This window comes from Mariniblastus fucicola (genome assembly GCF_008087665.1).
Taxonomy (GTDB): Bacteria; Planctomycetota; Planctomycetia; order Pirellulales; family Pirellulaceae; genus Mariniblastus; species Mariniblastus fucicola.
In genome coordinates, this window is the sequence record NZ_CP042912.1 from 2,844,300 (window position 1) to 2,857,135 (window position 12,836).

A 12,836-nucleotide genomic window follows, 5' to 3' on the forward strand; every position below is an offset into this window, starting at 1 on the left:
AGGGCCGGACGTCCGGGCAGATCGGGCGTTGTTTTCTCGGCTCCAAGAGTCAACTTTGTGCTGGCAGAACGAACTTCTTTGGCAAACTTTTAGGATTGGCAAAAGTTTGACGATTGAGAGGGCGATACCACCTGTAACGGATTTTCTGCGTTTGCGCGTCGCGTGTTCACAGATTCCAGGAACTGGGGGGTTCCGGGCAATCAGATTGCCTGGCGTTTTCGCGACTGCTGCGAGTCGCGAAAGCGTTTTTTCAAACGATTTCACAGGATACGGAAATCCTATGAGACCTACCCCAAAAAACTGTTTGGCATGGATTACAGCCGTCACTGTGTTGATGGCTGGCTGTACTCCTTCAAAGCCTGTCTACGTCAACGATACTGGAGCGCTCGACTACTACGTCGATCAAGCCACGAGTATCGAATACCCGGATGTGAGTGTGCCTTCTCTCGAAGAAGTCAACAGCTCCCGTCCGCCGATCACGGTCACAGACCCCGATTTTGACAGCTTCGTCGACATGACGTTGGAAGACTGCGTTAGCGCAGCGCTGCAAAATGGAAAACTGTTTCGGGGATACGGTACGCCAGCATTGCAGGGTACCCGAGTTCTGCCTGGGCAAGACACTGTCATCAACGCCCCTAACGCCGTGGGAACGATCTACAACATCGCGATCCGCGAAACCGAACCGGGAGCTATCGGAACACCCGGACAGCTCAGTTTGCCAGGCTCGATCCTGACCAACACACAGCTCGATTCCAATCAAGGCGTCGAAGCGGCCCTGTCCCAGTTCGATGCTCAATTGACAAGCAGTCTGAACTACACGAAGTCAGACGAACCACGAAACACAATTCCGACCAACCCGAATCAGCCGCTGGTATTCCAGCAAGATCAGGTTCAGTGGCAGACAGAGATCGCGAAGGAGGCTGCTAACGGAACACAGTTATTCTTCCGCAATGTGAACGTCTACACGGCGAACTCGAATCCGGTTGACGATCCGCTGACACCAAACGATGTTGAGGGCTTTCAGGTTCTCGACAGCTTCTATCGAGCATCGTTTGAAGCCGAAGTACGCCAGCCTTTGCTTCGCGGCCGAGGAGCTTTCATCAATCGCATGCCGATCGTTATCTCCCGAATCGGTACCGATCAGGAGATTGCCAACCTCGAGGCACAACTGCAAAACTTCGTAACCAATGTCGAGATTCGATATTGGGAGCTGTACTCAGCCTACCGATCGCTCGAAGCAGCCAAAACGGGTCGCGATGCGGCATTGCAAACATACCGAATCGTCAAAGATCAGTTTGACGAGCGTTCAAGCGTCAATCGCCAACAGGTGGCTCAGGCGAGTGAGCAATACTGGTTCTTTGACGCTCAAGTCACCGAAGCGTTTGATACGCTGCTCAAAGCCGAAGGCCAGCTGCGATTCTTGCTGGGATGGGCTGCCAATGACGGAAGAATGATTCGTCCGATCGACGAGCCACTGTTCGCTCCGGTAGAGTTTGACTATTGCACAACGGTTTGTGAGGCGATGACCTATCGCCCGGAACTTCGTTCGATCCGCTGGGAGATTCGCAAACGTGAACTTGCCGTAGCGTACGCAAAGAACGGACTGCTTCCTGAAATGAACGTGACTGCCCTGTATCGATTCCTGGGTCTTGGCAACAAGTATGGAACGTCGGATGCTGGAACGCAGTATCCCGATCCGGGCAGCGGAGTTCTGAACGAACTCTACGATGGCAACTATCAGGAGCTGCAGCTGGGAGTTGATTTCCGAATGCCAGTTGGGTTCCGTGCCGAGCTGTCGAATGTCCGCAACTCGCAACTGAAGCTTGCTCGTGAGATTGCCAAGCTCGAAGATTCAGAGCTGGACGTAAACAAAGAGATTCACGAGACGTTGCAATCGATGGCAGCATCACTGCGAACGGCGACTTCACACTTCAACCGCTGGCGTTCATCGAAGATCGAAAAGGATGTCTTTGACGAACTGCGAAACGCTGGAGTCGAAACGCTGGACGTTGCGTTGGATGCACAACGACGGCTCTCCCAGGCAGAGATCGCTTTCTACCAGTCGATCACCGAATACAACAAAATGTTGGCTCTGTTGCACCGACGCAAAGGAACAACGTTGGCTTACTGTGGCATCAGTTTTGAAGAAGGACCATGGCCAGGTAAAGCCTACATGGATGCTTCCGAGTACGCTCGCCGTCGTGGAGCCAGCCGCGAGATGAACTATGGTTGGTCACGACCAGAAGTCATCAGTCGCGGAGAAGACTTCCCGAGCAACTCAAACATCGGTCGGAAAACGGGCGAAACCATGAGCTACTCATATGACGGCAATGTATCGGGCGGCGTTCAGACGGTTCCTTATAACCAGCCTGTTTACGGCAGCCCGGCAATGCTTCAGGGCGACGGAATGATTCCGGCCAACGTCGATTCAATGCACCCGGTGCTCGAATCGGCTCCCGAGCTGATTCCGATGTCGAACACAACTCAGCCGGAGTCGGATGTTCAGGTTGTCTCGTACGAGGAACCAGTGGTGAAACAGCCGACGACACAAATCAGAAACATTCAGCGACGAAAATTGCGAGCTCGGACTCAATCGACATCTGACATCCGCTCGGAACAAACACTGTCGGCAGTGCCTGCGGTTCATTCAGCAGAATCAACGACGAAGCGGATTCCGAAACTGAAGAAATCAAACAGTAGTGCAACCACGAACATCGACGACGATTCCATTCCGGTAAATCCAGTCCGGATGAATTGGGCGAAAGTTGGAGCAAACTCGACTCGAACCAGCTCGACGTCGACATCTTCCACCGTTGGTCGCATCGTTACCAAAGACATCGGAGACAACTAACATGAAATATCTCGCTCTGATCGTTTTGACGCTGGTTGCGTCAACAACCGGATGCAGCATGTGTTGCGGACCGTTTGACTACGACTATCCAACCTTTGGTGGGAAACACCTCCGTGCTGACCGGGCACATGGACGCGTCGGATCGATCCTTTCAGATCCGGCGACAATGCTATCCGGACCCTCCGCCGACTCGAACCTCGCCGCGCCTCCAGAACTTCTGGAATCGATGTCGGACGACGATGATTCCTACGAAAGTGATCGTCTGGACGCCGACAAAGACGAGAATCTGAGAGAGTTGGAAGGAATTGAGCCCCTTCGAAATGGGGGTGGCCTGAATGAGCCCGCCAAGGACTCCGCGGACGATACAACGGCGTCGAATCGATGGCGTCCACGTTCGCTTCGATAGTCATCGGTGCGACACTTCACCGCGGTGTAGGGCCTGCCCTCCTGCGGAAAATGCGACTCATAATGAAACATGCACCGTAGACTGAAACGTTCACGGTGCGTTTTTCGTGCTTGTGAAGCAAATTCATAATTTTCAAAGCAAAATAATAGTTTGTTGATTTACAACAACATTTTTCGGATTACGAACACGTAGCCGCAAGCGTGAGATTCCGTTGTAGATGCTTTTCATTGGTGAAACATTCGTTATCATTGTTGCTTGTTTTTTACTTCTACAATTTTACCGGGTTGGGTTATGGCTAAGCGTAAAGTTAACAAGTCGCAACAGATACGTGAGTATGTGGGTGCGAATCGGACTGCTTCTGCAAAAGAAGTTGTCGATGCACTCAAGCAGAAGGGTGTCAAAGTCACGGCGGCAATGGTTGCCAACGTCAAATCAAAAGCTGGTTTGACTCGCAATCGAAGAGGTCGTCCGTCGTCTAACGGCACTGCAAAAGTTGGGCGTCCCGCGAAAACTAAAACCGATATCGCTCTCGATACTCTCATTGAGGCAAAGCGTTTCGTCGCGAAGGTCGGTTCAGCTCAAAAGGCTGTCGACGTTATTCGCGCACTTGAAAAGCTGGACTCCATCGCGAGCTAGTTGCGACCAATCGATTGACATTCGTCAATTGAAAAATGATATAAGAGGTGGGGACTTCGATGACATTTGATATGTCCTCTCCCCACTTTTTTCTTGCGCCGATATTGTTGCGCGTGAATTCGAGAACGGGCTTGAATGCTGACAGTTATCGTGGCACGTCAGGCTATCATTTAAACGAAGCGACTCGGTGATCTTGGCGGGGGTGATTGACAACGCTGTTCGCAAATTGGAATGCAACAACCTGTTGTGTCGTATACCCAAAACGGTGAATGTCGTTTCTGTCTAACTGCCAATTTCGCGACGAAAGAACAAACGATCGCAGTCGGCTGGCAAACGTGACGAAACGCTACCGCAACCGTTTCTCGAATTGCCATCCATCTTATTTCTATCGCGGCCCTAATGTCCGGTTTTCGTAGTCCCATTCGGGGGATCTAGGCTGTGGCCATAGCGTTGAGGTACTGATCACACGCAGCCGCAGTTTCTCTGCCTTCGCGTATGGCCCACACGACAAGACTCTGCCCGCGTCGGCAGTCTCCCGCCGCGAAGATGCCCGGCACGCTCGTGCAATAGTCCGACTGAGAAGCGAGGATGTTTGAACGCCCATCGCACTGAAGCCCGAAGGTTTCCGCGACGAACGACTCGGGACCGAGGAAGCCAAGGGCCAGGAAGATCAAATCGGCTTCGATATCCTGTTCCGTTCCTTCGATTGGAGAAAACGGTGCAATGCCAGGACGTTGCAGTTTCCAGTCGACCATACAGGTTTTCAAACCAGTTACGTTGAATTCCTGGTCGGCAAGGAACTCAACAGTCTCCACAGCAAACATCCGCGGGTCTTCACCGAATTTCGCTTTCGCTTCGGCGTGACCGTAATCAGTCCGGAATACGACAGGCCATTGAGGCCACGGGTTGCTGTCGGCTCTTTCTTCCGGTGGGCGAGTGACGATCTCAAGATTGACGACGCTCTCACATCCCTGTCGGATGGCGGTGCCGATACAGTCAGTTCCGGTGTCTCCCCCACCGATGACGACGACTTTCTTTCCCTTCGCATTGATCGGAGCGTCATCGCTGCCAAGCAAACTGGAGGTTGAGCCGCGGAGATAGTCCATCGCGAAATGGATTCCGGAGGCTGTACGTCCAGGAATTTTCAGGTCGCGAGCTTGCGTCGCCCCGACACACAACACGATCGCGTCATGTTTGCTCTTGAGTTCATCAGCCGAAATGTGAGTCCCAATTTCGACTCCTGTTTTGAACTCAATGCCTTCGTCAGCAAGCAATTGGACTCGTCGATCGACGATCCCTTTGTCCAGCTTCATGTTAGGGATGCCGTACATCAGCAACCCGCCGATCCGGTCGGCCCTTTCATAGACGGTGACGGTGTGACCGGCCTGATTGAGTTCGTCTGCACAAGCCAAGCCTGCTGGGCCCGATCCGACGACGGCAACGGTTTTGCCGGACCGGTTTTGGGGAATGCGAGGCGTGACCCAGCCTTCAGCAAATCCGCGATCGATGATGCTTCGTTCGATATTCTTGATCGTTACCGGAGGATCGTTGATTCCGAGCACGCAAGAGCCTTCGCACGGGGCAGGGCAGACTCGACCGGTGAACTCGGGGAAGTTGTTGGTCAAATGCAATCGATCGAGGGCATCTTGCCACTTTCCCTGGTAGATCAAATGATTCCATTCGGGGATCAGGTTGTTGACCGGGCAGCCAGTCGCCATCCGCTCAACGATCTCGCCAGTGTGGCAAAACGGGATGCCACAGTCCATGCAGCGTGCGCCCTGAGTCTTTAAAGTGTCATCGTTAATCTGGACCAGAAACTCATCCCAGTCGCCAATTCTTTCGTTTGGGTCGCGATAGACGACATCCTGTCGATCGAATTCCATGAATCCGGTTGGCTTTCCCATGTGATTGTCCGTCGTTTAGGTGTGGTTGGTTTTGTGGAGAAAAAGGGCAGGCGTTTCGGTGGCCCTGGCGTACCAGTTGGATCGCCGGGCCACAAACGAAAGCTGCCATGAAACGAGCTTTGTCGCCCTAGCCGCGTCGGCTGGCTTTCGCAGCTTCAGCCCGTTCCTTGAGGATTTCACGGTACCGAATTGGAATCACTTTGCGGAAATCCGAAAGTGCATTTTCCCAATCGTTCAACAGACGCTGGGCGACCGGCGACTCGGTGTACTGAAGATGCTCTTCGATCAGCGACTTCAACTCCGAGATGTCTTCCGGTTTTTCCATCGGCTCAAGATCAACCATTTCGAGATTGATGTTCTGCAGCAGTTGATCCTGCGGGTCGTAAACGAATGCAAAACCGCCTGACATGCCAGCCGCAAAGTTGCGACCGGTTGGACCGAGGATTACTGCTCGGCCGCCTGTCATGTACTCAAGGCCGTGATCGCCGATACCTTCGATGACCGCACACGCGCCCGAATTTCGAACCGCGAATCGTTCTGCAGCGATACCGCGGAAGAACGCTTTGCCTTCAGTCGCACCATACAGAGCCACGTTGCCGATGATGATATTCTCTTCGGCTACGAATTTGGAAGACTTCGGCGGTCGGACCACGATGCGACCTCCGGAAAGACCTTTACCAACGTAGTCGTTCGCGTCGCCCTCAACCGTGATCGAAACACCTCTGGCAAGGAAAGCCCCGAGGCTTTGTCCTGCCGAACCGGTCAGGTTAATCTCAATGGTATCGTCCGGCAAACCTTCCGGGCCATGAGCCTTGACGACGTGATGGCTGAGAATCGTGCCCGCCGCACGGTCGATGTTTCGAACTGGCAAGTCGATCGCGACCTTTTGCTTTTTCGTCAACGCAGGTTTCGCCTGCTCAACAAACTGCCAGTCAAGTACTTCGTCGAGGGCATGATCCTGGTCGATCGTGCAGTGGACGTCGACGTCCGGATAAGGACCCATCGCCGGAGCAAGGATTTTCGAAAGGTCGATGCCTTGAGCTTTCCAGTGATCGACCGCCTGGCGAACGTCAAGCTTGTCCACGCGTCCAACCATCTCGTTGATGCTGCGGAAGCCGAGACTGGCCATGATTTCGCGAGCTTCCTGAGCGACCATAAACAGATAGTTCACAACATGTTCGGGCTTGCCTTTGAACTTTTTGCGAAGCTCGGGGTCCTGAGTCGCGATGCCAACCGGGCAGGTATTCAAATGGCACTTACGCATCATGATGCAGCCCAGCGTAATCAGCGGAGCCGTCGCGAAGCCATATTCTTCCGCACCGAGCAGCGTCGCAATCACAATGTCGCGACCGGTTTTCAGCTGTCCGTCCGTTTGCAGTCGGACTCGCGAACGCAAGTCATTCATCACCAGCGTCTGATGCGTTTCCGCGATACCAAGCTCCCACGGCATACCCGCGTGCTTGATGCTGGTGATCGGAGATGCGCCTGTGCCGCCACCGCAACCTGAAATCAGGATGTTGTCCGCGTGAGCTTTCGCAACACCCGCGGCGATCGTTCCGACTCCGACTTCGCTGACCAGTTTCACGCTGATTCTGGCCGACGGATTACTGTTCTTCAAATCGTAAATCAGCTGAGCCAAATCTTCGATCGAATAGATGTCGTGATGCGGTGGAGGACTGATCAGCGTCACGCCCGGAGTCGAACGTCGCGTTTGAGCAATCGTTTCGTCGACCTTGTGCCCCGGCAACTCGCCGCCTTCACCAGGTTTCGCTCCCTGAGCCATCTTGATCTGGATCTCATCCGCGTTGGCGAGGTAGTAAGCCGTTACGCCAAAGCGTCCTGACGCAACCTGCTTGATCGCGGAACGTTTCGAATCACCGTTGGGTTGAACTCCAAAACGTTTGTAGTCCTCGCCGCCTTCGCCCGTGTTACTTTTTCCACCAAGACGATTCATCGCCACGGCCAGCGTCTCATGCGATTCCGCTGAAATCGAACCAAAGCTCATCGCCCCGGTGCAGAAACGTTTGACGATATCCTTCGCCGGTTCGACTTCCTCGATCGGAATCGGAGAGCGATCTTCTTCTTTGAACGTCAGCAAACCGCGGAGGTGACATTGCCTCGCCGTGTGTTCGTTTACACTTTTCGCAAAACGTTTGTACGCGTTTACGTCTCCTTTTCTCGCCGCCGTTTGGATGTCAGCGATATTCAACGGAGTCCATGCATGTTTTTCGCCGTCATGACGCCAGTGCATTGTGCCGGCCGTTTCCAGGTCAACGATTGGAAGCTGACCGTCCTTGCGATAGCCCAGTTTGTGGCGGCGAATCGCTTCCGCAGCCAACACGTCAAAGCCGACTCCTTCGATCCGGCTGGCCGTTCCTGGGAACGCAGAATGAATCACGTCCGTGTTGAGTCCAATGGCTTCGAAAATTCGAGCGCCTTTGTAACTGGCCAGTGTCGAGATTCCCATCTTGGCCAAAACCTTCAACATGCCCTTCATCACGCCTTTGCGATACGCCGCGATGCATTGGTCTGCCGTCAGGTCAGAATTTTCGTTATGAGCGTGATGCTGGATGATGGCTTCAAGGCCAAGGTATGGATGGATGCCGTCAGCACCGAAGCCCGTCAACAGGCAGTGATGATGGACTTCGCGAGCCTCGCCTGTTTCGACCACGATGCCGATGCGAGTTCGCTTGTGCTTTTCGATCAAGTGATGATGCACGGCACTGGTTGCCAGCAACGCACTCAACGGAATACGGTCAGCCGACACGCCGCGATCGCTCAGGATCACAATCGCACAACCGTCTTCGATAGCCTGCTCGGACTCGCCGCGAATACGATCCAACGCCGCCAGGAAACCGGCTTCGCCTTCTGACGCATCGAAAGTGATGTCGATCTTCCGCGAAGTCCAGCCCTGATGATTGAGGCTCGAAAGTTTGGCCATCTGTTCGAAGTCGAGAATCGGATTGTGCAGCACCAGGCGGTTACACTGCTTTTCCGTCGAGTCCAACAAGTTGCCTTCGGGGCCGATAAAACACTCGACCGACATCACGATTTCTTCGCGAATCGAATCGATCGGCGGATTGGTGACTTGGGCGAACAGCTGCGTGAAATAGTCATACAGCAGACGCGGCTTGTCGCTCAGACAGGCCAACGCCATGTCGTTGCCCATCGAACCGATCGGGTCTTTTTCGACCTTGATCATTGGCAGCAACATAAAGTCCATTGTCTCGCTCGAGTAACCGAACGCACGCATTTGCGCCAAACGTTCTTTCTCGCTCAGCATCGGCACGGGTTCCGCCGCTGGCAAATCGTCGAACGTCAGACGTTGGTTCTTCAGCCACTCGCCGTACGGCAAACGATTCGCAATGTTTTCCTTGAGTTCTTCGTCGGCGACGATGCGTCCGTTTTCGAAATCGACCAGGAACATTTTGCCCGGTTCAAGGCGACCTTTTTTGACGACAGTCGCCGGATCGATATCCAGCACGCCGACTTCGCTGGCCATCAACACGCGATTGTCATCGGTCACATAGTATCGACTTGGACGCAAACCGTTGCGATCGAGAACCGCTCCGACGACCTGTCCGTCGGTGAAGGAAATCGAAGCCGGTCCGTCCCATGGCTCTTGAAGGCAAGCGTGATACTCGTAGAACGCTCGCTTGTTCTCCGGCATGCTGCGATGGTTACGCCAGGCTTCCGGAATCATCATCATGACGACTTCAGGAAGTCCGCGGCCGGCCATCATCAACAACTCCATCGCGTTGTCGAATTCGGCAGAGTCACTTCCGTTTTGTTCGATAATCGGTTTCAGCTCTTCCAGGCAGTCGCCGAACAGTTCGCTGTTCATCAAGCCTTGACGCGCCGTGATCCAGTTCCGGTTTCCGCGAAGCGTATTGATCTCTCCGTTGTGAGCCATCCAGCGAAGTGGCTGAGCACGCGACCAGGCTGGAAGCGTGTTCGTGGAGAACCGTGAGTGAACCATCGCCAGATGGCTTTCAAAACTGTCTTGCTGAAGGTCCGGATAGTACAGCGGCAGTTGCGCTGTAGAAAGCATGCCTTTATAGACAAGGATTCGCGACGACAGCGAGCAAACGTAAAACAGCTGCTGAGTATCGAACCCGGCTTCGCGAATGTCGTGCGAAACTCGCTTTCGAATCAAATACAGTTTTCGCTCGAACTCATCCTGATCGATTCCCTCAGTTGGCGCGATGAACGCCTGCAGGATCTTGGGCTGTTGCCGAATCGCGGTCGCACCAATGTTGGCTCCGGAAGGATCGACAGGAAGCTCGCGCCAGCCCACGAAAGTTTGGCCGTAAGTAGCCGTCATGTCTTGGAACATGCGTTTCGCACGCTCGCGAGACCGTTCGTCGGTTGGAAGAAAAACGTTGCCGACACCGAAAAACGGACAGTCCAGCTCAAAGTAATTTATCTGTGCGGCTTCACGCATGAACGATTCCGGCATGCCGACAGAAATGCCAGCACCGTCTCCGGTTTCTGCTTCACATCCGCAAGCACCGCGGTGCTCCATGCGGGCCAGAATTTCACAAGCATCGACAACGATGGCTCGTGAAGGGACGCCCTCAAGGTGGGCAACGAATCCTACGCCGCAACTGTCGTGCTCGTAGTCGGCGGCGTAGAGCGTGTTCTCGGACGCATACTTTACATAGTCGTTGTTCAAGCTTCCGGTTCCTGAATGAGGTCAATGGTTGAGGCATGCGTTTGATGGTGGTGGACGCAAGCTCGCGATTTCGCAAGGAAGTCGCGGACACATTTATGACCCAAAAACAAAGTGTACGCAAACGAACGGTGAAGCTATGGATGTTCCGTGCCCCTTAATGGTTCCTAAAGGCGGCCGTTGACAAAAAAGTCTACGTTTCATTTCGACAACCAGCGGCGTTGCGGCAAAGCATCATCCTTGATTGAAGCACAAAATCGGACGCGAAAAACATGGCTCAATGTTGAAAGCCACTTAAAGACGCCGCGTTGTTTTCTGCCAAACCTACAGTTTCCAGAATGCTCCAGCGATAGCTGCCATGCCCGCAAGTCGCAGGGAGAAAGACTCGAGCGTCCGCTTCCGTCTCGCATCGCGAAATACCAAACAGCGTTCAATCAACACCAGACCCACAGCCCTCAGCAGACCAATTCCATGAAGAATCTGATTCAGCACTGCATCAAGTCGTTCACGGCCACAAGTTTTTTCTCCCGCCGCTCGGCCGTGAAGCCTCGCCGCGCGAAAAAATCTTCACTTTCGTTCAATTCACTTGAGCCTCGTAACTTGCTGGCCACGTTGTCGCTTGATGCAGGAGTCCTGACCATCAACGGGACGAACGATCGAGACTTCGTCGTGCTTATCCAAAACAACGACGGGACTTTCGATCTTGACGACGCCGGCACGATTACGGTCTACAACAATGACGACGTCGACAATGTTGTGTTCCGTGGAAAGAACGGGAACGACGAATTTATCAACAACACTTTCGAGACCAGCACCTTCTACGGGCACGGTGGCGACGATGTGTTCTACGGCGGCGTTAGCGTTGACATCGCCTACGGCGGCGGCGACAACGACGAACTTCACGGTGGAATCGGAGACGACTTTCTGTATGGAAGCGACGGAGACGATTCGATCTACGGCGAAGAAGGCAACGACACGGTTTATGCTGGCAATGGTGACGACCGAATCTACGGCGGCGACGGCGACGACTTCCTTTCGGCCGAAGCTGGTGATGACGTCATGTTCGGCGGCAATGGCGATGACTTTCTTCGCGGCTACAACGGCAACGACGAGATCAGCGGTGATGACGGCGACGACCTTGTTTACGGACAGGGCGGGGACGACTTGATCTTTGGAAACGATGGACACGATCGACTTCGTGGCAACAACGACAACGACACGATCTACGGTCAACTCGGCAACGACGTTTTAATCGGTGACGTCGGCGATGACATTTTCTACGGCGGCGACGGAAATGAAATCATCTACGGTTGGCTGGGCAACGACATCATGTACGGCGAAAACGGTGACGACGCCCTCTACGATGCCGGCGGAGACGATGAACTGTACGGCGGAAACGGAAACGATATTCTTCGCGCTGGCGATGGACACGATACTCTCAGAGGCGGCGACGGAAGCGACACGCTGCGTGGTGAAGCCGGAAACGATCGGCTCTACGGCGGCGCACTGCTTGACCGACTTTACGCTGGCGGCGGAGACGATTCGCTGCACGGTGGCGAAGGCGTGGAAGTTGACCAGTTATATGGTCAATCCGGTTCGGACCGTTTTCACGAAGACGATGGCGACTTTATCGGAGACCGCGTTGCTGAAGACGTGACGATTCGCTACGAAACAGATGCAGCTTCATGGCACGATATGGAAATCGAAGTTCTGGATCGCTCTTTCCAACAAATGTATGACCTCGCGGGCTCAAATGTTTTGCTTCGCGAGACTTATAGTGTTGGCGACGATGTCACGATTTACAAATACCAGGATCTGCCAGGTGATACGACTTCGCAGAACATCATTAACCCGACAACGGGCAAACGCGAAATTCATATCGTTGACTTCGATGAAACAACTGACATCGGTCAAACGTTCTTTCAGGCAGAAATCACTCGCCAGTTCGGATACAACTGGGACAGCCCTGAAGAGTTGGGAACAGTGATTCAGGATGCAGCCAGTCAGTGGCAAGCGTTCCTTGACCTGAGCAGTTGGACTCAAGTGGATCCTCAGGATCCGAACTTCTTTGAGTCCGGCGATGGCGAGTGGTGGTACGACGGAAAAGCCAATTTCACAACGTTCGGTGCCAAGCACAATCCCTACGAAGATTTTAACGGCATTTGGGGCGTGACCGTTTCGCAATCGTTCAGCAATGGACTTCTGTCCAAAGTGAACTGGCTGACTTCGGTCGTCCAGTCGATGTAGCAAAAAAGTTTTCGCAACTTCGCGAACCTTCGGGTTCCAAAACGTTCATATCAGGCGGCATGTCAATTCTGGCGTGTCGCTTTCTTTATGGCGGTCCAATGAAGCTTAATCGTAACTCGT

6 protein-coding genes are annotated in these 12,836 nt (G+C 53.6%); 4 read left to right on the top strand and 2 right to left on the bottom strand.

Annotation, left to right across the window (positions count from 1 at the left end; genetic code table 11):
* The first annotated feature begins 280 nt into the window (after positions 1-280).
* The 3 genes from MFFC18_RS10575 to MFFC18_RS10585 all read left to right on the top strand — a co-directional run bounded on the left by MFFC18_RS10575 (position 281) and on the right by MFFC18_RS10585 (position 3,893).
* A complete protein-coding gene (locus MFFC18_RS10575) occupies positions 281-2,851 on the top strand; it encodes a TolC family protein (protein ID WP_148618800.1) in 2,571 nt (856 codons plus the stop codon).
* Between the two features lies 1 nt (position 2,852).
* Positions 2,853-3,257, top strand: a complete 405-nt coding sequence (locus MFFC18_RS10580; RefSeq protein ID WP_075081506.1) for a hypothetical protein — start codon at positions 2,853-2,855, stop codon at positions 3,255-3,257.
* Positions 3,258-3,548: 291 nt separating this feature from the next.
* On the top strand, positions 3,549-3,893 hold the full coding sequence (locus MFFC18_RS10585; RefSeq protein ID WP_075081505.1) for a hypothetical protein: 345 nt from the start codon (positions 3,549-3,551) through the stop codon (positions 3,891-3,893).
* A 431-nt stretch (positions 3,894-4,324) separates the two neighbouring features.
* On the opposite strand, the gene MFFC18_RS10590 is transcribed toward MFFC18_RS10585, so the two are convergent.
* Positions 4,325-5,797 (bottom strand): glutamate synthase subunit beta, encoded by a 1,473-nt coding sequence (locus MFFC18_RS10590; RefSeq protein ID WP_075081504.1) that lies wholly within the window; start codon positions 5,795-5,797, stop codon positions 4,325-4,327.
* A gap of 127 nt (positions 5,798-5,924) precedes the next feature.
* A complete protein-coding gene (gene gltB / locus MFFC18_RS10595) occupies positions 5,925-10,472 on the bottom strand; it encodes a glutamate synthase large subunit (RefSeq protein ID WP_075081503.1) in 4,548 nt (1,515 codons plus the stop codon).
* Positions 10,473-10,940: 468 nt separating this feature from the next.
* Here gltB and MFFC18_RS10600 point away from each other — a divergent pair, with 468 nt between their 5' ends.
* On the top strand, positions 10,941-12,716 hold the full coding sequence (locus MFFC18_RS10600; RefSeq protein WP_148618801.1) for a calcium-binding protein: 1,776 nt from the start codon (positions 10,941-10,943) through the stop codon (positions 12,714-12,716).
* Positions 12,717-12,836 lie beyond the last annotated feature (120 nt).

What these genes read in the sequence shown, in the direction of transcription:
- MFFC18_RS10575 (WP_148618800.1), top strand. Translation starts at nt 281, where the DNA reads ATGAGACCTACCCCAAAAAACTGTTTGGCATGGATTACAGCCGTCACT.
- MFFC18_RS10580 (WP_075081506.1), top strand. Translation starts at nt 2,853, where the DNA reads ATGAAATATCTCGCTCTGATCGTTTTGACGCTGGTTGCGTCAACAACC.
- MFFC18_RS10585 (WP_075081505.1), top strand. Translation starts at nt 3,549, where the DNA reads ATGGCTAAGCGTAAAGTTAACAAGTCGCAACAGATACGTGAGTATGTG.
- MFFC18_RS10600 (WP_148618801.1), top strand. Translation starts at nt 10,941, where the DNA reads ATGAAGAATCTGATTCAGCACTGCATCAAGTCGTTCACGGCCACAAGT.
- MFFC18_RS10590 (WP_075081504.1), bottom strand. Translation starts at nt 5,797, where the DNA reads ATGGGAAAGCCAACCGGATTCATGGAATTCGATCGACAGGATGTCGTC.